Source organism: Bradyrhizobium sp. 191 (assembly GCF_023100985.1).
GTDB lineage: Bacteria > Pseudomonadota > Alphaproteobacteria > Rhizobiales > Xanthobacteraceae > Bradyrhizobium > Bradyrhizobium diversitatis.
In genome coordinates this window covers 3,117,930-3,140,221 of sequence record NZ_CP064692.1, presented here as the reverse complement: position 1 = coordinate 3,140,221, position 22,292 = coordinate 3,117,930, and the positions used below count along the sequence as shown (strand labels likewise).

The 22,292-nt window shown below is 61.0% G+C and carries 15 protein-coding genes and 4 pseudogenes; 14 read left to right on the top strand and 5 right to left on the bottom strand.

Annotation, left to right across the window (positions count from 1 at the left end):
* Positions 1–226 precede the first annotated feature (226 nt).
* The 4 genes and pseudogenes from IVB23_RS14425 (at position 227) to IVB23_RS14410 (ending at position 5,627) form a co-directional block, all read left to right on the top strand.
* Positions 227–1,777: a hypothetical protein gene (locus IVB23_RS14425; RefSeq protein ID WP_247803972.1), complete on the top strand. Its 1,551-nt coding sequence runs from the start codon at positions 227–229 to the stop codon at positions 1,775–1,777.
* Positions 1,774–2,675, top strand: a pseudogene (locus IVB23_RS14420) (hypothetical protein). The gene IVB23_RS14425 and the pseudogene IVB23_RS14420 overlap by 4 nt, the downstream one beginning before the upstream one ends.
* A gap of 85 nt (positions 2,676–2,760) precedes the next feature.
* Positions 2,761–3,810 carry a type 2 isopentenyl-diphosphate Delta-isomerase gene (gene fni / locus IVB23_RS14415; protein WP_247803971.1) on the top strand — a complete coding sequence of 350 codons (1,050 nt, stop codon included), beginning with the start codon at positions 2,761–2,763 and terminating at the stop codon, positions 3,808–3,810.
* A 683-nt stretch (positions 3,811–4,493) separates the two neighbouring features.
* Positions 4,494–5,627 (top strand): hypothetical protein, encoded by a 1,134-nt coding sequence (locus IVB23_RS14410; RefSeq protein ID WP_247805038.1) that lies wholly within the window; start codon positions 4,494–4,496, stop codon positions 5,625–5,627.
* Positions 5,628–6,190: 563 nt separating this feature from the next.
* On the opposite strand, the pseudogene IVB23_RS14405 reads toward IVB23_RS14410, so the two are convergent.
* Both IVB23_RS14405 and IVB23_RS14400 read right to left on the bottom strand, forming a co-directional pair.
* Positions 6,191–7,281: pseudogene (locus IVB23_RS14405) on the bottom strand (IS3 family transposase); the annotation flags it as partial.
* A 1,155-nt stretch (positions 7,282–8,436) separates the two neighbouring features.
* Positions 8,437–8,718 carry a helix-turn-helix transcriptional regulator gene (locus tag IVB23_RS14400; protein ID WP_247803970.1) on the bottom strand — a complete coding sequence of 94 codons (282 nt, stop codon included), beginning with the start codon at positions 8,716–8,718 and terminating at the stop codon, positions 8,437–8,439.
* A 446-nt stretch (positions 8,719–9,164) separates the two neighbouring features.
* Between IVB23_RS14400 and IVB23_RS14395 the strand changes: the two genes are divergently transcribed.
* From IVB23_RS14395 to IVB23_RS14385, 3 genes are all read left to right on the top strand, one after another.
* Positions 9,165–9,446 carry a DUF2285 domain-containing protein gene (locus IVB23_RS14395; RefSeq protein ID WP_247803969.1) on the top strand — a complete coding sequence of 94 codons (282 nt, stop codon included), beginning with the start codon at positions 9,165–9,167 and terminating at the stop codon, positions 9,444–9,446.
* Between the two features lie 103 nt (positions 9,447–9,549).
* Positions 9,550–9,810, top strand: coding sequence for a DUF6499 domain-containing protein (locus IVB23_RS14390; protein ID WP_346659144.1), 261 nt, complete (start codon positions 9,550–9,552; stop codon positions 9,808–9,810).
* Between the two features lie 46 nt (positions 9,811–9,856).
* Complete coding sequence (locus IVB23_RS14385) at positions 9,857–10,402, top strand: DUF2285 domain-containing protein (protein ID WP_346659143.1); 546 nt, start codon at positions 9,857–9,859, stop codon at positions 10,400–10,402.
* 228 nt (positions 10,403–10,630) lie between these two features.
* Here the strand turns inward: IVB23_RS14385 and IVB23_RS14380 are convergent, their stop codons facing one another.
* The 3 genes and pseudogenes from IVB23_RS14380 to IVB23_RS14370 all read right to left on the bottom strand — a co-directional run bounded on the left by IVB23_RS14380 (position 10,631) and on the right by IVB23_RS14370 (position 13,973).
* Positions 10,631–11,539, bottom strand: coding sequence for a LysR family transcriptional regulator (locus tag IVB23_RS14380; protein ID WP_247803967.1), 909 nt, complete (start codon positions 11,537–11,539; stop codon positions 10,631–10,633).
* A gap of 349 nt (positions 11,540–11,888) precedes the next feature.
* On the bottom strand, positions 11,889–12,761 hold the full coding sequence (locus tag IVB23_RS14375; RefSeq protein ID WP_247803966.1) for an isocitrate lyase/phosphoenolpyruvate mutase family protein: 873 nt from the start codon (positions 12,759–12,761) through the stop codon (positions 11,889–11,891).
* Positions 12,762–12,772: 11 nt separating this feature from the next.
* A pseudogene (locus IVB23_RS14370) lies at positions 12,773–13,973 on the bottom strand (pyridoxal phosphate-dependent aminotransferase).
* A gap of 407 nt (positions 13,974–14,380) precedes the next feature.
* Between IVB23_RS14370 and IVB23_RS14365 the strand changes: the two are divergent.
* The 7 genes and pseudogenes from IVB23_RS14365 to IVB23_RS14335 form a co-directional block, all read left to right on the top strand.
* Complete coding sequence (locus IVB23_RS14365; RefSeq protein ID WP_247803965.1) at positions 14,381–15,961, top strand: ABC transporter substrate-binding protein; 1,581 nt, start codon at positions 14,381–14,383, stop codon at positions 15,959–15,961.
* Positions 15,962–16,037: 76 nt separating this feature from the next.
* Positions 16,038–16,535 carry a hypothetical protein gene (locus tag IVB23_RS14360; RefSeq protein WP_247803964.1) on the top strand — a complete coding sequence of 166 codons (498 nt, stop codon included), beginning with the start codon at positions 16,038–16,040 and terminating at the stop codon, positions 16,533–16,535.
* A 23-nt stretch (positions 16,536–16,558) separates the two neighbouring features.
* Positions 16,559–17,545, top strand: coding sequence for an ABC transporter ATP-binding protein (locus IVB23_RS14355; RefSeq protein WP_247803963.1), 987 nt, complete (start codon positions 16,559–16,561; stop codon positions 17,543–17,545).
* Complete coding sequence (locus IVB23_RS14350; RefSeq protein WP_247803962.1) at positions 17,542–18,540, top strand: oligopeptide/dipeptide ABC transporter ATP-binding protein; 999 nt, start codon at positions 17,542–17,544, stop codon at positions 18,538–18,540. The genes IVB23_RS14355 and IVB23_RS14350 overlap by 4 nt, the downstream gene beginning before the upstream one ends.
* A complete protein-coding gene (locus IVB23_RS14345; RefSeq protein ID WP_247803961.1) occupies positions 18,540–19,472 on the top strand; it encodes an ABC transporter permease in 933 nt (310 codons plus the stop codon). The genes IVB23_RS14350 and IVB23_RS14345 overlap by 1 nt, the downstream gene beginning before the upstream one ends.
* A gap of 42 nt (positions 19,473–19,514) precedes the next feature.
* Positions 19,515–20,351 carry an ABC transporter permease gene (locus tag IVB23_RS14340; protein ID WP_247804867.1) on the top strand — a complete coding sequence of 279 codons (837 nt, stop codon included), beginning with the start codon at positions 19,515–19,517 and terminating at the stop codon, positions 20,349–20,351.
* A gap of 1,089 nt (positions 20,352–21,440) precedes the next feature.
* Positions 21,441–21,740: pseudogene (locus IVB23_RS14335) on the top strand (porin); the annotation flags it as partial.
* Positions 21,741–22,292: the final 552 nt, after the last annotated feature.

The following is a 22,292-nucleotide window of genomic DNA, read 5'->3' as shown; positions in this document are numbered from 1 at the left end:
CCGAGTCCGCGGCGCCGATCGCAGCGGTTGCGCAGCACGGCCGCGGCGCACGCGGCGCGCAAGCCTATGCGGCGGACCGGCGCCAGCATCGGGGCGCGTCGCCGCGCCGGAGCAGCGCGGCCGTCCGGCGCTGCCCATGCGCCGGGCCGCGACGGGCCTGCGGCGACGTGCGCGGCGTCTGCCCGATCCTGGTTCTCGTCGACCGTCTGCAGAAGGAACATCCCGCGTGAACGCGCTGTCCGAACAGATCCTTTCCGAATTGCGCCACCTGCTGAGCGAGATGAGCGACGGCGGCAGCGTCGGCCCGTCCGTCTACGACACGGCGCGAGCTCTGCAGTTCCACGGCAACGTCACCGGTCGGCAGGACGCATACGCGTGGCTCATCGCGCAGCAACAGGCCGATGGCGGATGGGGAAGCGCGGATTTCCCGCTGTTCCGCCATGCGCCCACGTGGGCGGCGTTGCTGGCATTGCAGCGTGCCGATCCTCTTCCCGGCGCTGCCGACGCAGTCCAGGCTGCAACCCGGTTCCTCGAGCGCGAGCCCGATCCCTACGCGCATACGGTGCCGGAAGACGCACCGATCGGCGCGGAGCTGATCCTGCCGCAGTTGTGCGGCGAGGCCGCATCCTTGCTGGGCGGCGTGGCGTTTCCGCGCCACCCGGCGCTGTTGCCGTTGCGGCAAGCGTGCTTGGTCAAGCTGGGGGCGGTGGCGACGTTGCCGAGCGGCCATCCGTTGCTGCACTCCTGGGAAGCCTGGGGGACGTCGCCGACCACCGCATGCCCGGATGACGACGGCAGCATCGGCATCAGTCCGGCGGCCACCGCCGCGTGGCGTGCGCACGCCGTGACACAGGGGAGCACGTCGCAGGTCGGGCGCGCCGACGCGTATCTGCAGGCGGCATCGCGGGCGACGCGCAGCGGCATCGAAGGTGTCGTTCCCAACGTCTGGCCGATCAATGTGTTCGAGCCATGCTGGTCGCTGTACACCCTGCATCTGGCCGGGCTGTTCGCGCATCCCGCGCTCGCCGAGGCGGTGCGCGTGATCGTCGCGCAGCTCGACGCCCGCCTGGGCGTGCGCGGTCTGGGCCCGGCCTTGCACTTCGCGGCCGATGCGGACGACACCGCCGTTGCGTTGTGCGTCCTGCGCCTTGCAGGCCGCGACCCGGCGGTCGATGCGTTGCGCCATTTCGAAATCGGCGAGCTGTTCGTCACCTTCCCCGGCGAGCGCAATGCCTCGGTGTCGACCAACATCCATGCCCTGCATGCGTTGCGACTGTTGGGAAAGCCCGCCACCGGCACCAGCGCCTACGTCGAGGCCAATCGCAACCCGTACGGCCTATGGGACAACGAAAAATGGCACGTTTCGTGGCTGTATCCCACCGCGCATGCGGTCGCTGCGCTGGCGCAAGGCAAGCCCCAGTGGCGCGACGAGCGCGCGCTGGCGGCGCTGCTGCAGGCGCAGCGCGACGACGGCGGCTGGGGCGCCGGTCGCGCGTCCACATTCGAGGAAACCGCCTATGCGCTGTTCGCGTTGTACGTGATGGACGGGAGCGAAGAGCCGACAGGGTGCCGGCGCATCGCGCAGGCGGTGGCGCGTGCGCTGGAGTGGATGCTCGCCCGCCATGCGGCGCATGCATTGCCGCAGACGCCGCTGTGGATCGGCAAGGAACTGTATTGCCCCACCCGGGTCGTGCGCGTGGCCGAACTCGCCGGGTTGTGGCTGGCGCTTCGTTGGGGGCGGCGCGCCCTGGCCGAGGGAGCAGGAGCGGCGCCATGATCCAGACCGAACGCGCGCTGCAGCAGGTGCTGGAGTGGGGGCGTTCCCTGACCGGGTTCGCCGACGAGCATGCCGTGGAAGCGGTCAGGGGCGGCCAGTACATCCTGCAGAGCATCCACCCGAGCCTGCGCGACACCAGCGCCCGCACCGGCCGCGATCCGCAGGACGAAACGCTCATCGTGGCGTTCTATCGCGAACTGGCGCTGCTGTTCTGGCTCGACGATTGCAACGACCTTGGCCTGATCGCGCCGGAGCAGCTCGCCGCGGTGGAGCAGGCGCTGGGGCAGGGCGTGCCGTGCGCGCTCCCCGGATTCGAGGGCTGCGCTGTGCTGCGCGCTTCGCTGGCCGCGCTCGCCTACGATCGTCGCGACTATGCTCAGCTTCTCGACGATACCCGGTGCTACTGCGCGGCGCTGCGCGCCGGACACGCGCAGGCGGCAGGGGCGGAACGCTGGTCCTACGCCGAGTACCTGCACAACGGCATCGATTCGATCGCCTACACGAACGTGTTCTGTTGCCTGTCGTTGCTGTGGGGGCTGGACATGGCGACCTTGCGCGCGCGTCCGGCGTTTCGCCAGGTCCTGCGGCTCATCTCCGCGATAGGGCGCCTGCAGAACGATCTGCATGGACGCGACAAGGACAGGTCGGCCGGCGAGGCCGACAATGCGGCGATCCTGCTGCGGCAGCGCTATCCGGCTATGCCTGTGGTGGAGTTCCTCAACGACGAGCTGGCCGGCCATACGCGCATGCTGCACCGGGTGATGGCGGAAGAACGCTTTCCCGCGCCGTGGGGACCGTTGATCGAGGCCATGGCGGCCATCCGCGCGCAGTACTACCAGACCTCGACCAGCCGCTACCGCAGCGACGCTGCGGTGGAGGCCAGCGTGCGCCGGCCTGAACGCGCGGGAGGCGGCGGCGTGCGCGCGCTGCCGTCGGTCCGATCCGACGCAACGCCGTCGCCCGATGCGACGGATGGAGCGAGCATGAGCGACACCGCCCTGAGCCGGCGCAAGGACGACCATCTGGACATCGTGCTGGATCGGCGAACGGCGCTGGCCACGGTCGCCGCCGGCTGGGAGTACATCCGTTTCGAACACTGCGCATTGCCCGAGTTGGACCTGACGCAGATCGACCTGCGCGCCTCGCTGCTGGGCAAGACCATGCGCGCGCCGCTGCTGATCAGCTCCATGACCGGCGGCATGCCACGCGCCGATGCCATCAACCGGCATCTGAGCGAGGCAGCGCAAGCCTTGGGGATCGCCATGTGCGTCGGTTCGCAGCGCGTGAGCCTGCAATCCCGCAACTCCCAGGGGCTGACGCGCGCGCTGCGCCGCCTGGCCCCAGACATTCCCTTGCTGGCCAATATCGGCGCCGCGCAACTGCGCGAGGCCGACGGCCTGGACCTGGCGCGCCGGGCGGTGGATGCGCTGGAGGCCGATGGACTCATCGTCCATCTCAATCCGCTGCAGGAAGCGGTACAGCCGGAGGGCGACCGCGACTGGCGCGGCGTCCTGGCGCAGATCGCTCGCGCCGCGCGCAGCGTGGGCGTGCCGATCGTGGCCAAGGAAGTGGGGTCGGGCCTGTCCGCCTCGGTGGCCTGTGCGCTCGTCGAGGCGGGCGTGGCGGTGATCGATGTCGCCGGCGCCGGCGGCACCAGTTGGGCCGCGGTGGAGGGCGAGCGCGCCCGCGATGCCGCCGACCGTGCAGTGGCGATGGCCTTCGCCGATTGGGGGATTCCGACCCCGGCCAGCGTGCAGGCGGTACGTCGGGCGCTGCCAACGGTGAAGCTGATCGCGTCGAGCGGGATCCGCGACGGCGTCGACGTGGCCAAGGCCATCCGCCTGGGCGCGGACATCGCCGGGCAGGCGGCCGGCGTGCTGCGCGCGGCTACGGTATCCACCGAGGCGGTTGTCGCGCATTTCGAGATCGTCATCCGCCAGTTGGCCGTCGCCTGCTTCTGCACCGGCTCGGCTGATCTGGCGGCGTTGCGTCAGGCGCGCTTGTTGCCCTCGGCGCATCTGCCCGCCGGTTGATGCCGGCGTCGCCCGCACGTGGCGGCGGGCGCCTAGTCTTACTGAGTCAGAAAGTCGCGGATGCGGGTGGATTCGCGCTGGCGCGGATTTGTTAGGGTGCTGCTTCGTGATCAGGGAAGCGCCCCGCGATGCCCGACTGGACAGCCGAGAGTGAAGCCGCATTCGACGCCTATGTCGATGCTTTGATCGGGGTGATCGGCCACGCCGAATGAGCTGAGCCCCTGAATGGGTCGGAACAAGGTGCGCCGGGAGACCGGCAAGGAGTAGATGGTGCAAGTCCATTGCAATGAAAGAGTAGCGATCCACATTGACCCCGAGTCATGCGCGGTCGGTCGTGAGGAGACCGGTAACTTCTCTGGGGTCAAACACGGGTTGTTAGGCTCGAGCAGTCCATCAGCATCGTTTTGAGACAAAGCGATGGCGGTGGAATGGACGGTTACGATCGAGGGCCGGAACGAATTTGGCGACACATGCCGGAAGGAGGTCCGCATAGACAAGACGGCGACATCGGCTTGTCGATCGGCGATAGCAAGAAGATCATGGCAGCGCTGCAGAACGCGGTCGTGAATCATGAGGGAGACGTATGCCCTTCTTCGCCGGGTTTGCCCGGATTGCCATACGTTCCGACCGGTCAAGCGCCGGATCCGAACCGTCTTCGGCACCGTTGAGGTTCGCAATCCCCGATGGATGCTGTGCCGGGAATGCCATCAGGGATGGTCGGTGCCTTCGCGCCGCTGAAGGAAATTTGTCCCGATCGAGCGACACCGGAGCTGATGGAACTGACGGCGCGGCTAGGAAGCATGCTGCCCTACCGGCAGGCGGCGAAGGTGCTGGCCGATTTCCTGCCCACTGAACCGACTGAGACGCATGCGACCGCGCGCAAGCGTTCCATCAGGATCGGCAAGCGGCTCGACGACCAGGTCATGCCGCAAACTTGGCGCGCGAGGTCCCAAACGGATGACCGATGCCAGCTTGAGATGCAGCTTCCCGGAGATCGGCGCAAAGAGTTCGTCATCAGCATTGATACGGCGCACGTTCGTAGCGCTGATCAACATTCGGCGCGAAATTTCGAGCTCGTCGTGGCCAGATGCGGCCGGGGGGGGCGGGGAGAAAGGGGCGGTCGCTATTTCGTCACCGGCAGCACCGACCAGCAGGCAATCCGCGATCGTGCTCTTCACTCTCTCCAGGAAGTCGGATATCGCGGCATTGGGGATGTGACGGTGATCTCGGACGGGGCCGAAATCCTAAAGCGGCTGCCCGGCGCCATGCCGAAACCAACGACCCACATCATCGACTGGTTTCATATTGCCATGAAGATCCAGCCCATGCAGCAGATCGCCGATCACATCGTACGATCCCGATCAGGCCCCTTTGAAGCGCTTCCAACCATCGACAGGGACATCAGAGCCGTGAAGTGGCGTCTGTGGCATGGGCGGGTCGGCCGCGCGATCCGCGACCTGGAGCAACTTCTAGCACTACTTTGGCAGAATCGTTTTGTGCTGAAGTCCTTCACGGATGCGCTTCCGACAATGTGGGCACCGTTGAGACGGCGGCCAAAGGATGAGATCGACGATGGCGTAACGTACGGCGGGCATGGTTGGCTGAGGCGGAGGTCCGTTGAACTAATGCAGCCACCAAAAATCAAGCGGCCAAGCGTTGCCCGGCCCAGGCTCGCGGGAATATTCCGAATTCGGTGTTCTCCGAACAAAGTGGGTGGTAGATTCGATACGCCGAGCGCGTTGCGCGTTCTTGAAGCCGACAGCAAGGCCCGCAGCTCAGTTTCTCTTGTTTCAATCGGCGCGGCAGGACGACCATAACTCGTCCAATTGGAGTACGCAGCCGGACTGCCAGCAACGGCGTCATGACGGGCCGTCGGCAAGCCTGCGATTAGCACAAATTGAGGAGCTTGGCGGTAACCCAGGGACGAACACGCCCGCGTCCCGCCCTGCGGTAATTCAAAGTCTGGCATTGGCGCACCTGCGGCTGCGCCCGGGTGGCACGGCGAGCGCGGCATTGTACGGCAGAGCGCCGGCAATTCCGCCATAAGTTGCCTCAGCCATCGGTGGGCGGCGGAATGATGGGGTGATGACGATTGCTGCTGTTGGGAGGTCCTGAAAACCAGATTGTCCGTTGGCTACCCTGGCGATGCCCGGATCCCAACTGTGAAGTGGACCCCGGAGCGGGGACCATGGATCGCCAAAGTTAAGGTGTGATCCGGCCTGCCTTGTCGTTCAAATCAAGCAGCTTTCTTCTGCTGCTGTTGCGTCTGCTGTGGGTATGTGGGCAACGCGTTTGCGTTGTCCAAGCGAAGCGGCATATCCACAGTCCTCGCCGCCTCGATCCTGTCGATGCCGGCACGCCATGCCGCCATCGGAAACTGGTTATTCATTGCCTGGTGCGGGCGGTGATGATTGTAAAAGCTCATCCATGATCCGATGCCATCTCGCGCTTCGCGTCCGTCGGCATAGGCCTTCAGATGCACTTCCTCGTACTTGATCGAGCGCCACAGCCGTTCGATGAAAATATTGTCCATGAAACGACCGCGTCCGTCCATCGAAATCGCAATGCCTACAGCCTCAAGCCTGCCGGTGAAGGCTGAGCTGGTGAACTGCGCGCCCTGATCCGTGTTGAATATTTTAGGCCGGCCGTGCCGCGCCAGCGCTTCGTCGAGCGCGGCGATGCAAAAGCCCGTATCCATCGTGTTCGACAGACGCCACGCCAGTACCGCCCGGGTAGCCCAGTCGATGATCGCCACCAGATACAGGAATCCCTGCGCCATCGGAATGTAGGTGATGTCGCTGGCCCAGACGTGATTGGGCTCGGTGATGCTGACGCCGCGCAAAAGATATGGATAGATCTTGTGGCCGGGCGCTGCCTTGCTGGTGCCGGGACGCGGGACCAGCGCCTCGATTCCCATCACGCGCATCAGCCTTTGCATGCGCTTGCGGTTGATGCCGTAGCCTGCCTGGTTGAGTTCGAACACCATTCGTCGCGAGCCGTAGAACGGCCACTTCAGATGCAATTCGTCGATCCGTCGCATCATGGCCAGATCGTCGGAGCTGGTCACCGGCTCGGAGCGATAGACGCCCGAACGCGCCAGATTCAGCAGCTCACATTGCCGCCGAACCGACAAATTCTCGCCAGGGCGCTCGACCATCGCCCTGCGCTCGGGGACGGTCATCGCCCGGGCCTCTTGGCCAAGAAATCCCTTTCAACCGTCAACTGGCCAATCTTGGTATATAGCTTCGCCGTCTCACGCTCATGCTCCTCCTCGCCATCTCCCAAAGCCGTCGCGCCACGCACAAACAGGCTCGCCAAATTGTCGAGGACTTGCTTCTTCCAGCCGTAGATCTGGTTCGGGTGAACGCCGTGCCGCTTCGCCAGTTCAGGCACCGTCGCGACCTCGCGCAGGGCCTCCAGGGCAATCTTGGCCTTGAATGCGGCATCGAACTTCTTGCGTGATTTCGTCATATCCGTGCTCCGTCGGTTCAAACAGAGCAGGACGCTTCACACCTTAACGTTTGGTCCTATTTCCGGGGTCCACTTCAGATCTCGAGGTGTCGCCATAACCCGTCTCTACAATTTTATGAGAGAGGTGGGCTTCGCTATCAACCGTATCCGGCATGAGCCGTCTCGTCATGTCGTGGTGGCGACATGTGATTCGGAGAATACAGGGATCGTCTTGCCTCTTCCGCACACGCGGGCCCAAAACGAAAGCCATTGCCTGCACCACCGCCAATGACGTGCAGACCAGGGACGTTTTTGGCGGGACGGGAGAACGGGACGCCATCTTCGGAATAGGAGTCGCAGAACACACGTAGTGATGCCACCGCGGGCACGTCGCGCGAAAACCCTTCATCAATATTGCGGTGGCGCGCGCGAGATCATCCGAACTGACTTGCAGCCCATCGATGTCCGACCTCACGCCCCAACTCTACGAGGTAAAACTGAACAGCCAATATCCTTCCTCGATCATGGGAATGAGGAAAGCGTAGTCATCGAACAGGCCGATCATTGGACAGTCGGGGGGAGGGCGCGCCGCGAGGTGAAGCGAGACGGCCTTTTTAACGCGCTCTCGGGGTTCGTCTGTGAGATGCTCGAACAACGGTGAATGTGGTAGCCATGGGCCAATTGCTAGGACGGCCGCGCCTTGCGGTTCTCTATCATCCGAGGTCTGAAGAAGAATATTGCTTGGTCCCTGCGATATCCTTTCAATAGATGTCCCTTCGCATATGGAAACACCGATGGTCTTGAGCCTTTGGGCCATATCCTGAACAATGGAATCTACTGGACTGTAAGAACCCCGATCAAGTTTCACGGCCGTATCGCTGGGAATAACAAAATGCGGCAGCGAGGAAATGCGAGCTTCCGGGAACCACGAGAGTATTTTGACCAGTCTGCTTGGGGGTTGAAGTTGAGGTGGGAGGAACACCTGAAACGGCGCACCTTGGGTGATCTGGCCGCAAAACCGTCCACTTGCGACCGCAGCCCATCACGGGTTTGCGGCGGGATTTCTGTTTGAAACCTGCAGCGATCTTCTTGTCAGGCTTCGGTGAAGTCTGGGGCAATTGCCACATTGATGTTCGTCGCTTGGGCAGCAAGCATAAACCTCGTCAGCAAGGAGTGCTATTTCTTTTTGCGATGTGGGCGCGCCGGCTTGCGCCCCTTACGCAAAGTCTTTGGAGGCGCCGCACCCTTGGGTGGTTGTATGAAAAATTCAGACACATGAACCTCAAGCGTTTCCGCGATACGGTCAAGAAGATCAATCGTCGGGTTCTCCGATTGCTGCTCAATACCGCCCATGTAGGATCGGTCGATGCGGGCATCGTACGCCAACCGCTCTTGCGGAACACCGCGATCTACGCGGATCCGGCGCACATTCCAGGCGACAAGCGCACGAGCTTTCATGCGCTAAAGCAGCCATTCTGATGGCCATCAAACCACTGGCTATAGCCATACTATCGCGGTAAGTTCGTCCAGAATGCAGATTAGCAGAATCCGCGCGTAAGCTAAATGAAAGAGCTGATACTGGAACCAGATGTCGCTATGTCGCGCCGAATGATCCAGTGCTGACGAGCAGTATCCGATCTTGGCCTGTTGATTCGGGCCGACGGTGTTGCACGCTGGACGGCAGTTCTGCTGATCGCGCTCTGCACTTAACGGACAGCGATCAAATGTATTCTGGCGGTGGTCGCGAACGAAATCGAAGGGAACGACGGCAATACCCGCTGCCAGCCAGTGATTTGGCAAGAATATTCCTGCAGAGCGCGACAATCGGTTCTCTACGAACAGGCTCTAAATACGGTTACCCTCGCTTAAATCGTTGCTTCTCAATCTGGTAGGACTTTCAGGCAGTGCCGCCCGCTCCCAAGATCGCAGATTTCGCGCCTAACGCGCCCCAGCTCACGCCGTATGACGAGCAACATGCCGTCACTTATATGCGTCTGCTGGATGCCGAGGCCGATAAGGCTGATTGGCGCGAAGTTGCGCGCGTTGTGCTTGGTATTGATCCCACCCTTGATCCGGATCGCGCCCGCCGTACTTTTGAAAGTCATCTGGCTCGCGCCAAATGGGCAGCGCGTCACGGCTTTCGGCATCTCCTGCAGCGCGGTTGGCCGAACGGCGAGGAAGAATGAGTTCGAAACGGACGTCACTTCTGCTGATGTCCGATCGCAAAATGTGATCGTCCCATCGCGTAAGTGCACTTAACAGCGAATATCTGCGTTTGCGCAACCATAAATGGTCACATTTGTCGGGCTGCAATTCCTTGCATGTGCGTTAAGAACATACGGGGAAAGTGGTACGATGCCAGGTGCTGACTGGAAATCAGAGGAAGCCTATCCTGACGCCAAGAAAGCAGAAGCTGCGGACATAGCCTGGGAATGGCTGCGCCGCAATTGCGAGTACCAAAGGGACTATATGGCCCTGGCCGCCAGCGAACGATCCAGCGCGACGACGGATCACTTCCGACAGCGATGGGGGCTGTCTTTTCGCAGCTGATCCGCAAAAGACGTTCGACCAACAAGCCATTTTCTGGGCGCCTGAAGTGCTGTCGACCGTGCTGCCCGTGCGCGCGGCTGTACGCTCAGCGGCGTCCAAACGGTATGACCTGGATTTCAGCAAGCTAGCGGGTAGCGAGCTTCGTTGCGCGCCGGATGGTTGGCATGCCGTCGTGGCGCTTGGAGGAGCGAAGCATCGCCTTTGGCTAGCAGAACTGCCACCGGTGGGCTCATCGGTTGCTGTCGACCTGCCGCTCGATCGCAATTTCGAAGTTCGTGTGCGGGCAGCTCAACGACTTTGGCTGGCGCTCGAACGGCGGCCCATCGGACCACCCCCTCTGAGGCTGCCAATCTTGACCCGTCGTCGGCTTATCCTCGCCTTGCGTGCAGTCGATGGGTCCTTGGAAGGAAACAGCTATCGCGAAATCGCGCAAGGCCTATTCGGCAAGCATCGTATTCCCGATCGCGGCTGGAAAACAGACCATCTCCGCAGCCGGACCATTCGCCTGGTCCGGGCGGGGCTGCGTCTCATGCGAGGCGGCTATCGCGCCTTGCTCCGTCGCAACCGCAAAGACAGGGGCAAGGGGTCCTGAGCTTTTGGTTGATGGTGCGGCCCTGATATCTCACAAGACGATTGTAGTCGGCCGGTTTGAAGGCGGAAAGGGTTCTGGCGGAGCGCGGTTAGCGTTTTGGACTGCGGGTTGGCCGCGGTACTCGCCTAAAAATGAGCCTCGCCGTCGATCGGGAACGGTCTGCACGTGCAAATGGATGCTAGCATTATTCAAAGCATCGATCGAACTTCTGCTAACACCGATACGCGGTTAGGCGGCTTCCGGAGTTGCGGCCTTTTTACAGAGCCGAGCGACCCATCGGCAAAAGGCACGAGCGATCTCGGGATTGTCACTTCGGTCCACCGCATAGGCCCGATACTGCATGCCGCTCGAAGTGCGCGATCCTGGTATCACATGGAGCGCCCCTGTCCGCACGAGATCGCTGACAATAATTTCAGGCGCCACCAGCAGGCATTTTCCGGTCATGACGGCCGGCAAAGCAAGGTAATTATGATCGTATCGCGCCCCCGACTTGATGTCCTTTGCAGAAAGGTTCATGGCCCTAAGCCATGTTGGCAGTATGTCGGGCCGCGATGTGATGTTCAGAATTGGCATTGAACGGACAGCTGAGAGCGTTTTTCCCATGACATGATTTGGCGAACCTACGCATACGAGCGTCTCATTGTAGATCGCCCAATCGTCGGCCGGTTCAGCGATACAAAGATCGCGAGTGAGCAAGATGTCGAAGTTGTCGGAGGATCTCGGCGGAGACAATGAACTGATCACGTCGACGACTACGCCGCCCATCTCGGCAGAGAACGCCTGGAGATTCGGAATCAGAAAGGAGTATGCGAAGGTGGAAAGAGACGTGTGGACCACGATTCGATTAGCGTCCGTTCGGCTCCTACGCCGCATCCTCTTCGCGGTGAAACATACTGTGTCAAGCGGTTCGGCAACGGCGTTCGCGAAGAGCCTTCCGAATTCTGTCAATTCGCTCCGCCGGCCTCGCCCTTGCACAAGATCCGTGCCAAAGTAGTCTTGTAACACAGCCAAATAACGGCTGACCGAGCTCTGGGTCGTTCCCAATGTGCTCGCCGCACGCGTCACGCTTCCCTCACGCGCAATGGTCACAAACACCCGGATAGCATTGAGGGGCACTTCATCGTGTTCGGCTGCCATTTTCTGCTCCGGTAGCTCCTGGAATGTCCGCTGATTGTTACGGCGGGCCGTTGCCAGTAATAAATGCTCCATCACATTATTCGATGTGTATATCCGGATTGCAGCTTATAAACGATACCTCGCGCACAAAATCCGCCTTCTCGGTACCAATTGCGATTGCTGTCGACGGCTTTTTAAGAGGTGGATCTCCAGGTGCCGGCAAGGGGGCCGATCGCGGATGTCGCAGTCGACATCGCGACCGTCTAGATGACAGGCGCGCTAGCTCTCAACAGCGTCAGGATTGCGCCCGAGGAGAGCGCGGTGCTGAGTGCCGTCTCAAAATCTCGACTGTAGATATCAATGCCCGCGTTCAGCGAAGCAAGCGAGCTTCAGCCGCCTTAACCTCGTACATATTCTGGATCCTGAAGATCTCATCCACCGGCAGAATATCCTTGTAGACGTTCTGGACGCCGCCGTCGGCGATGATCCGGCGGAAGGCCTCCTGCATGACGGTCGCAGCAGCACGGATGCCGTAATTGCCATAGATCATCATGCAAATATTGCCCAACGTTTTGACCCGCTTGGCGTCGAGGTCAGGGTAGGCGTTTGGTAGGATCACCAGCGGCGCCGATCCGGTCCAGGCGCGCGAAAAGCTTTCGATTTCGGAAGGATTCGCCCTTTTCGAATGGATCAGGATTATGTCCGCGCCAGCCTCTATATAAGCGTGCGCCCGATGCAGGGCCTCCGCTTCGCCGAGGCTGGCAATCAAGGCTTCGGTGCGGGCGATGACGAGGAAATCCGGGTCCGATCTGGCCGTGATGGCGGCCTCGATCTTCCCCGGGAACTCTTCAACGCGCAATAGGTGCTGACGGCCGTCGGCAACAAGGCTCGTTAGTTTTGGAAAAGTCTTGTCCTCGATCACAACGGCGCTGGCGCCGGCCCGCTCATATTCCGTGACAGCGTGAATGACGTTAATGGCATTGCCATAGCCCGTATCAATGTCCGCGACGATCGGCAGCCTCGTGCGTCCGGCGATCGCCCGCAGCATGTCGAGATGCTGTGTCATTGAGATCAGGCTCATGTCCGGCAGCCCATAAAGCGCAGACAGCTCAAAGCCGGACGCCCACAGTCCGTCAAATCCGGCTTCTTCCGCGAGAATCGCCGAAAATGGGCTGTGGGCGGCCATGATGTGGACCAGGCCAGCCTCGGCCATGCGGGCGCGCAGGCTTTTGGCAGGGGACATCAGAAGATCTTTCAGGACAGGGTCGCGCAGGCGGCGATGATTCGGTCGCAGGCGCGGTTGAGGTCCTCGAGCGAGGAAGCATAGGAAATCCGGATATAGGGCGAGGCCATGAAGCCGCTGCCGGGCACGACAGCCACGGCGAAAGCGTCGAGCAAATACATCGCAAAGTCACTGTCTGTTTCGATCAGCTTGGCGTCCGGCGTGCGCTTGCCGATAACCCCCTTGCAAGAGGGGAAAACATAAAAAGGCACCGTCCGGCACGTGGCAAGCAAGCCCCTTGGCCTGGTTCAGCTTGGCGACGACAAGGTCGCGGCGCTCCAAAAACGCGCGCACGAACTCTTTGATATGGTCCCGCCTCCCTGACAGCGCCTCGAGCGCGGCATGTTGAGAAATCGAGCTGGTGTGCGAAGAGGTCTGGCCCTGGATGAGGTTCATGGCCTTGATTAGCGCCAGAGGTCCGGCACCATACCCGACGCGCCAACCGGTCATCGCGTCAGCTTTGGACACGCCGTTGACTGTTAAGGTTCGCTCGTAGAGATCCGGCGCGACTGCGGCCATTGTTGCGAAGTCGGCGTGATAGGTGAGCTTTTCATAGATGTCGTCGGATAGCACATGCACATGGGCATGCTCGCGCAACACCGCAACGAGCGCGAGCAAATCACCTCGGCTGTAGACTGCGCCGGTCGGATTGCATGGCGAATTCAACATCAACCATTTGGTGCGCGGCGTGATCGCCTTCTCCAGCGCCTGGGGGCGGAGCTTAAAGCCATCGAGTTCGCTGCAGGCGACGAGCACCGGCTTGCCGCCGGCCAGCGCCACCATGTCGGGATAGGAGACCCAGCATGGCGTTGGGATCACAACCTCGTCGCCCAGATCGAGGCTGGCAAATAGTGCGTTGAACACGACCTGCTTGGCGCCGCAGCCCACCGTGATCTGGTCAATACCGTAATCGAGGCCATGATCGCGACGGAGGCTCTCGCCGATCGCTGCCCGCAGTGGCTTGATTCCGGCGACCGCCGTGTATCTCGTCTTCCCGTCGCGGATGGCTCGGATGCCAGCTTCACAGATAGCGGACGGCGTGCCGAAATCCGGCTCACCTTGGCTGAGCGTAATCACATCGGCGCCCTGATCGCGCAGCTCGGCGGCGCGAGCCGTCATGACCTTGGTTTGAGAGGGACGGACGAGCTTGAGCCGTTCTGAAACGAGAGACAAGTCACAATATCCTACGAGTTCGAATGAGCGGTTTCATGGGGATCTATCCGAACGCGAACGACCAAACTAACCGGGTGATCGCGGCTTTGGATAAAATCATCGAGGTTTACGATAACTGTATCGCTTCTTCGTGCGGCTCTGTTGGGGGGGCGCAGTGCGTTGCATCTCAGCTCTCCTCTTCATCAGCCTGCGCTAGGCGTGCCAACCATCGCATCTTCGCAAGCTTGCATCGACTTATTCGATGAATGTCATCCTGCCGTAGCAGTTCAGGTTTTTAAGGTCGCACGCAATCGCGAATATGCCTGATGACACAAGCGCCCAATTTCGGTGGTCCGCCAATGTCAGTGCCGATCTAAGAATTCGCGGGCGTGGCATTCGTATGAATGGAAGTGGAATCGGAGGCGGTGATGACCCATATCGATCTGACGCGACGGCAAGCCATCGCAGGCGCCGTTGCCGCAAGCATGTTGGCCAGCACAGGCGCCGGTGCTGCGGAGGGTGAGCCTAAGACATTGACGCGTCGCCGCCTCAAGGTCGGCATGTCCGGATTTCCGCGATCCTTCGACCCGGTCATCGCGACCGATACTGCCATTCGCCGGATCATGCCGCAGCTTTTCGATACGCTGATCACCTTCGACCATGCCCATGATATGCCGCTACGGCCCGGCTTGGCCGAGCGTTGGGAGCGGATCAATGCGCAGTCACTGCGGCTGTTCTTGCGCAAGGGAGTGGCTTTCCATGACGGAACGCCTTTGACGGCCGAAGATGTCGCCTTTAGTCTTGGTCCTGACCACCTGCTGGGACCTGGACGCAGCGGAATGTCCGAGGCGCTTCAGTCGCTTGATCGGCTCGAGAAGGTCGAAATCGTCGATCCTTACACCGTCATTGTGCATGCCAAGGGCGGCGACGCGCTCCTCGAGCAGCGCCTAGCTGCTTGGGGATCGGAGATCGTCAGTCAGCGCGCCTTCGTGGCGGCGGGCTCGTGGGAGCGCTGGACCACAGCCCCTGTTGGAAGCGGTCCTTACAAGCTCGTCGACCACAAGCTCGATATTCGCGTCTCGCTGGCTGCCCACGATTCGTATTGGGGCGGTCGGCCGCCGTTCGATGGCATCGAATACCGCATCATTCCCGAGCTTTCCGCGCGCGTGAACGGCCTACTCGCCAGCGAGCTCGACATCGCCACTGACATTCCGCCGGACCAGTTCGCGAGCATCCAGAAGCGTGCTGATCTCGAGGTCGTGGGTGGTGCCGTGCAGAATATCCGCTCGCTCGTCTTCGATCAGACCGATGCCATCTTGAAGGATGCGCGTGTTCGCCGCGCCATGAGCCTTGCGCTCGATCGTAAGCTGATCGTGCAGAGCTTGTGGGAGGACCGGCTCCCGATTCCGAACGGCTACCAGCTGCCGAGCTACCGCGAAGGCTACATCCACGAATTTCCCTCGCTTGCCTATGATCCCGGCAAAGCCAAGGAGCTGCTGGCCGAAGCGGGCTACAGGGGAGAGCAGATCACCTATCGTCTGCTCAACAATTACTACCCCAATCAGGTCTCTGGTGCGCAGACCATGATCGAGATGTGGCGTGCGGTCGGGCTGAACGTCAAGATCCAGATGATGGAAAACTTCGCGCAAATTCAGCGCCAGCCGGTGCGTGCCATCTTTGATACGTCGAATACGGCGCTCTTTTTGGATCATCTCGGCCATCCCTGGCGTGAATTCGGTCCGAGCGGCACCCTGCCAAAGTCAATCGGAGTCTGGAGGAACGAGGAATATTTCTCGCTCGGCGCCAAGCTCCAGGACATCGTCCAGGCTGAACAGCGCCGGCCGATCATCCGTCGCATGCTCGAGATCATCAACGAGATCGATCCGCCTTGCGTGATTCTGCACGTCTCGGGCCAGTTCTATGGGAAGCGCCGCGATGTGCCATGGCTGCCAGGGCTGACGCTCGACCTCAATTTCGGCCCGTTCAACAGAGCTCTGATCCGGACCTGATCGCGATGAAGACACCTTGAATCGACCATTGTCCGACAGCAATCCGCCCTTGGAGCTAGCCCTCGGGCAGAGTGTCTTGGCGATGACCTGGTTTGACGACATTCTTGCCGTTGGCGATCATGCGATCCTGTTCAAGGTCTCGCAGCCGATTCGAGGGGACAGCCGCGTTGCCTGGGAGGCGCGGACGCTGCGCCGCATTCATCAAAGCGTGGCTCAGAACTGCGCCGACGATCTGACAGCGCGCCGGCAAGTAGCGGAGCGCCTTGAGATCGGATGCGAGCTCAAGGCTGCTGCAAGTGTCCAGCCCATGTTCGAAAGCTGCGCGAACATCGGCCATTCCGAGGCGCATGGTACGATCTCATTTTGGGAGCATTCGTGCTCTTTTGCCGGCGTTGTTGATACCAGCAATTCCAGGCGCGCGCGCACACCTGTCGCACAATTGCGCTGGCTAAGCACGCTTGCCGCCGATCGCCGAAGGTCGGCGGAGTTGCCACTCGAGGATGCCGCTGTAGCATCGTTGCTCTCCTGCCGTGGCAAGGGCTTCGTTCAAACCGAGCTGATGCGGCCCCTGTGATGCGGGAAGGGCAGGGACCTCGCATGGAGGCGCTTCTTCAGATCGCAGGTTTGCGTGTCGCGTTCGACGGTGTGCCGACGCTGCGCGGAATCGATCTCACACTCAGGCGTGGCGAGTCGCTGGGCATGGTCGGCGAAAGCGGTTGCGGCAAATCCGTGACATGGCTTGCTGCGCTCGGACTGTTGACGCGGCGCGCTAACATAACGGGCAGCGTATGCTTGGCCGGAGAGGAGCTGCTCCATGCGCCAGCCTCTCGTCTCGACAAGGTGCGCGGCGGGCAGATCGCCATGATCTTCCAGGACCCGGCGAGTGCGCTTAATCCTGTGCACACGGTGGGCAATCAGATCATCGAGGCCTTGCGGCTTCATCGCGGCATGGATCACCGCACGGCCCTTGCCGAAGCGCGACGTCTGCTCGACCAGGTCGGTATCCCCGATGCCGCGCGCCGGCTGGGTGCCTATGCGCACCAATTATCCGGCGGCCAGAACCAGCGCGTTGTGATCGCCATGGCGCTTGCAGGACAACCCGACATCTTGGTCGCTGATGAACCTACCACCGCCTTGGATGTCACTATTCAAGCGCAGATCCTTGAGCTTCTGCGGCAGATCCAAGGCGAGACAGGCATGGCGCTGGTCCTGATCTCGCATGATCTCGGCATCGTCAGCGAGATCTGTGAACGCGTCATGGTCCTCTACGGGGGGCACATCGTCGAAGAATTGCCCGCTGACCGTCTCCTTGACCATCCTGCTCATCCATATACGAGAGGTCTTCTTGCGGCTCTTCCAAGTCTGGATGCGCCGCGGCAACGCCTCTTCGCCATTCCGGGGGTCGTGCCAAATGCAGCCGAGTTTCCGCCAGGCTGTCCTTTCGCTCCTCGTTGCGATCGGCGGATCGGACGCTGCAGTGAATGGGCGATTGAGCTCACCTCGCTGGATGGCGACATCAGACACAGGGCTGCCTGCTTGCATGTCACGAGCGAGGTGCCCACGGGCGAGGTCGTGGCTGCATGACGACCACTGCTCCGCCGATCCTCCAAGCCGATGGGCTTGTCCGTCGATATCGCTTGCCAAAGGGCCTGTTCCAGCGTCCAGCGATGGTCCACGCGGTCAATGGGCTCTCGCTGCAGCTGGCTCTGGGCGAAACGCTCGGACTGGTTGGCGAATCCGGCTGTGGTAAGTCCACGACGGGCCGGCTCCTGATTGGCCTGGACCGACCAGATGCCGGCTCGGTGACCTTCGGCGGAGAAGCTTTGCCTGCTATCGGCGATATTCGATGGCGCCGGCTCAGGATGCGAATCCAAATGGTATTTCAGGATCCGCTAGGTGCGCTCGATCCCCGCCTGACGATCGGCGCGCAAATAGCCGAGCCGCTCGAAATTCATCGGCTTGGCAGCAAGTCGGAACAAGAGGGGCGGGTCACTACGCTTCTTGCCGATGTGGGGCTCAGGACCGATCACCTCAGGCGCTTTCCGCACGAGCTTTCAGGCGGCCAGCGCCAGCGTGCTGTCCTGGCCCGAGCGCTTGCGACCGATCCAGATCTCCTTGTCTGCGACGAGCCAGTATCGGCGCTCGACGTCTCGATCCAGGCGCAAGTGATCAATCTTCTGCAGGATTTGCAGGCGCGGCGGCGCATGGCGATGATCTTCATCAGCCATGATTTGCGAGTAGTCCGGCTGATCAGCGATCGGATTGCTGTGATGTATCTCGGCGCGATCGTCGAGGAAGGCGCCTCTGAGGCGGTTCTTCTGGATCCTTTGCATCCTTACTCGCGGGCGCTCGTTTCCGCGGTGCCCAGGCCGGGAAGACATCGTTCTCGCACGATCCTGCAAGGAGATCCGCCCGATCCGGCTGCGCGACCGGGCGGCTGCGCATTCCATCCTCGCTGTCCGGTAGCGCTTCCACTTTGCGCGTGGTTCGCCCCTGAGCTCAGATCCGCTCCCGACGGGCGCCGCGTCGCCTGCCATCTGATCGGCGATCATGGTGCCGAACTCGACAAGGAGGCATGATGGCTCGCTTCGTAGTGGTCCGCTTGGCGCGCGCGTTGCTGACCATCGGAGTTGTGGTCACATTCGCATTCGTGGTGCTGCGCGCCGCTGGCGATCCCGCCCGTGCGTTATTGTCGCCGGAAACCCCGGCGGAAGCGGTCGAGGCCTTCCGAAAAGCCTGGGGGCTCGATGCGCCACTCTGGATGCAATACCTCAGATACCTCTTCGCGGTCGTTCATGGAGATCTCGGCCAATCGATGCGTGACGGGCGTTCCGCGATCACCGTCGTCGCCGAGCGCATTCCTGTCACGCTGATGCTGACCGCGCCGGCACTCATCCTCAATCTGTTGATCGGCATTCCGGCCGGCATCTACGCGGCCCTCAAACGAGATAGCATCGCGGATCGATTGGTGATGATGGTAGCGGTCGTGGGCTTCACCGTCCCATCTTTCGTGCTTGGCCTCGTGCTCGTACTGGCGTTCGCAGTCGAGCTCCCCTGGTTCCCCTCGGGCGGCGCCGGCACTTGGCAACATTTGGTGCTGCCTGTCGTCACCCTCGGTCTGGGCGGCGCAGCCGTTTTGGCCCGCTTCAGCCGCAGCGCCATGCTCGAGGTGCTTGGACAGCCCTACATCCGTGCCGCCAGCGCCAAGGGTGTGCCTTGGCCCCGCGTCGTGACCGGCCACGCTCTGCCCAACGCCGCGATAGCGGTGCTGACCATCGTCGGCTTCATGGTTGGCAATCTCATCGCGGGAACGGTGCTCGTCGAAAGCGTTTTTTCATGGCCAGGCATTGGCAGTCTGCTGGTCGTCTCGGTTGCGAGCCGTGATTTGGCTGTCGTCCAGTGCATCCTGCTCATTGTGGCCGCCGCCATGATTACCACCAATGTCACCATCGATCTGCTCTATGGCGTGCTCGATCCACGTATGCGCGAGTTGCGCTCTGGGAGGCAATAATTGTCGAGCATTTCCGCAGACCGAGTTCTGCCGACTTCGAGGATGCGCAGTCTGTGGTGGTGGCGTGACCGCGGGGTCGCAATTGCGGTTGCCTGGCTGGCCCTCATGCTTCTTGTGGCAATCTTCGCTGATCGCCTCACCCCTTATGACTATGCAGCCCTCGACCTTCATCATCGCCTTGCTGCACCTCTTGGCCTCGGCGGAACCATCGCGCATCCCTTTGGTTCAGACGAACTCGGCCGGGACGTCCTGGCGCGCCTGGTCATATCCATCCGCATCAGCCTACTTATTGCCTTCGGAGCGACGTTGCTCGGCGCCGTCCTTGGCATCACGCTTGGCGTTTTGGCCGCTCACTTCCGCGGCTGGGTAGAGCAGGTCATCCTCGGTTGCGTGGATTTCCAGGCAAGCATGCCGTTTCTCGTTTTGGCGCTCGCGGTGCTTGCTTTCTTCGGCAACTCTCTGCTCCTCTTCGTGGGGCTCATTGGTCTGCACGGATGGGAACGCTACGCGCGTGTCACCCGCGCGCTTGCCATGAGTTCCAACGAGCAAGCCTATGTGATCGCCGTACGCCAACTTGGCGCAGGGCCATGGCGCCTCTACCTGCGCCACATCATGCCGAACATCGCCTCCACCGTGATCGTCACCATGACGCTCGCGTTTCCGGACGTCATCTTGCTCGAGAGCGGCCTTAGCTTTCTTGGACTTGGAGTGCAGCCTCCGCTTACGTCGCTTGGCAACATGGTCGGCTACGGTCGTGACTATCTGACCCGTGCTCCCTGGATCCTTGTGCTCCCTTCGCTGGTCATCTCACTCACCACTTTGTCGATTTCGCTCGTTGGCGATTGGCTACGCGATCGGATCGATAAGACATTATCATGAGCCCTGCCGGCAAGGCCAAGCTGTGTGCCGGGCTTCGCGAGCGTGGCGATATCACCAATCGGCTGCATGAGCTAATCATGCGGTGACGTACACGCGCACCATCATCTTGGGCGTGAAGGCGATACTTCAGAGCAGGCCCATAATCTTCTGTCTTGCTGCATGCGGCCTTGATGATGAGCTCGGGATAAATGTCGGCAGCTGACGACGGCGCTGCGCGCGAGCATCACCTTTGGATTCTTGATCTTATCTGCGGCTGGCGGGACAATGGCAGAGGTCTCTCTGATCGGAAAACGAGAGAGGATACGGATCGCGCTGTTCGCGGGATCGGGAAGTCGACCTAACCCGGGAGACCAGGCTTGTGGCGCGACATACGATCGGTGCGGGTGGGCGTGAATTGTATCGAGTCTCGCGCGTGCAGTTTGCACTGAGTCTAGGCCATCTTAAGTCCTGGCTACTCAATGACCAAAGGGTCGCGTTTGGCGATCTGATCGAGCACTGCCTGTCTCAAGCTCATACAGGCCGGAAGTCGGCTGGCAGAAAGATCCGAGGTTCACTTTCGGCCTGTTTTTGGCGGGCCGATTCCCGGTGACCGCCACCTGCGACGCTCACTATGCCTCACCTGATCGGCAATAGACTCGACTTCAAGGCCGTTCCTTTGGCATTTAGCGCGACCGGTAATAGTAAAGCTCGTGCGGACCCCATAGTACTCACAATAAGTATCGGCCAACGCAGCCTTAGCTCTGACCAAGCCATCTGGGTGCTGCAGACGCGCTAAGCCGACAGAGGCGGCTGAGATTTTAGCTGCACATCCAGTGTGCCCACATTCTATCCGCTGAGGTGCTGCTATCACGAACACGCAACAGGAGGAGCCAGAAAGCTCCGTCAAGCTCTCAATGGAATTTGTTGGGTCACTCTGGGCGTCGACCCGCGATCGATATCGCGCCTGTTTTTCAAGCCGATCGCGTTTTCTTGGCACTCCATCATCAAATCAGAACGTCTCATCGCACGAGTAGATGTCTGTCACCGAATGTTTGCGTCCCAACGATACAGCCTCGCCCGCACAAGTTCTGACCAGAGGAGGATAGGGCAATGACATTCTCAAATTTGAGATCTCCACATCGAACGATCAAACGGCTTGTAGTGACAACAGTGGTAAGCTTATACGCGTTGGAAGCTGCACAAGCAGCTGATCTTCCCGTCAAGTCCAAAGCGATCGAGTACGTGAAGGTTTGCGCGCTGTATGGCGCCGGCTTCTACTACATTCCCGGCACGGACACGTGCATCAAGCTCGGTGGTTACTTGCGTGCTGACTTGGTGTTGAACAGCAACAGCGACTTTGATCCAGCAGCTAATAGTGTGGCGGGAGCTCGAAACCGCCTGAGCAATTGGGAACGGACCAGGGGGCGTGCTGGAACCGAACTCAGGACGTAATTGGAGCGGCAATCCACCAGGTCTATCGCCCGAGTGGGGATCGCCCGATCGCTGTCCTCTCTCCGGGGGAAAGGCCGAGATCAGGAACCTCAAGGCTCAAATTGAGGGCATCGAGGTGGTTCAGCTCATTCCTGTCACTGCGTGCTGGAGCATGGCCCGGCACCGCCCATTCTCTCGAGGCTCAGTCTCGATGAAGATCAGTGTTCGAGACATTCGCGATCTCCTTGTCGAAGCTGGCCGCAAGCAGCCCGGCATCGCGCTTGTTTGAAATCCATCGCTCGGCCATGGAGGAAATGAATGATTCTGTAGCACTACACATCCGCCGCAGGTCTCCATGGAATCGTGGTCAGCCGCTCGCTATGGAGGTCACACTATCGCTTTCTCAACGATACATCGGAGTTTCTGCACGGCTGGAAGATCGTCCTCGACGCAATCGACCGCCGTGGCGACCAGATCAGAGATATCTCATCGCTTGCCTGGGAGACGGTCTGAACCGCCCCGGGTTTGCCG

Coding starts and splice junctions, on each gene's coding strand:
- IVB23_RS14410 (WP_247805038.1), top strand. CDS start 4,494: ATGGATGCTGTGCCGGGAATGCCATCAGGGATGGTCGGTGCCTTCGCG.
- IVB23_RS14375 (WP_247803966.1), bottom strand. CDS start 12,761: ATGTCCCCTGCCAAAAGCCTGCGCGCCCGCATGGCCGAGGCTGGCCTG.
- fni (WP_247803971.1), top strand. CDS start 2,761: ATGAGCGACACCGCCCTGAGCCGGCGCAAGGACGACCATCTGGACATC.
- IVB23_RS14390 (WP_346659144.1), top strand. CDS start 9,550: ATGGTCACATTTGTCGGGCTGCAATTCCTTGCATGTGCGTTAAGAACA.
- IVB23_RS14350 (WP_247803962.1), top strand. CDS start 17,542: ATGACGACCACTGCTCCGCCGATCCTCCAAGCCGATGGGCTTGTCCGT.
- IVB23_RS14365 (WP_247803965.1), top strand. CDS start 14,381: ATGACCCATATCGATCTGACGCGACGGCAAGCCATCGCAGGCGCCGTT.
- IVB23_RS14345 (WP_247803961.1), top strand. CDS start 18,540: ATGGCTCGCTTCGTAGTGGTCCGCTTGGCGCGCGCGTTGCTGACCATC.
- IVB23_RS14355 (WP_247803963.1), top strand. CDS start 16,559: ATGGAGGCGCTTCTTCAGATCGCAGGTTTGCGTGTCGCGTTCGACGGT.
- IVB23_RS14340 (WP_247804867.1), top strand. CDS start 19,515: ATGCGCAGTCTGTGGTGGTGGCGTGACCGCGGGGTCGCAATTGCGGTT.
- IVB23_RS14400 (WP_247803970.1), bottom strand. CDS start 8,718: ATGAAAGCTCGTGCGCTTGTCGCCTGGAATGTGCGCCGGATCCGCGTA.
- IVB23_RS14380 (WP_247803967.1), bottom strand. CDS start 11,539: ATGGCAGCCGAACACGATGAAGTGCCCCTCAATGCTATCCGGGTGTTT.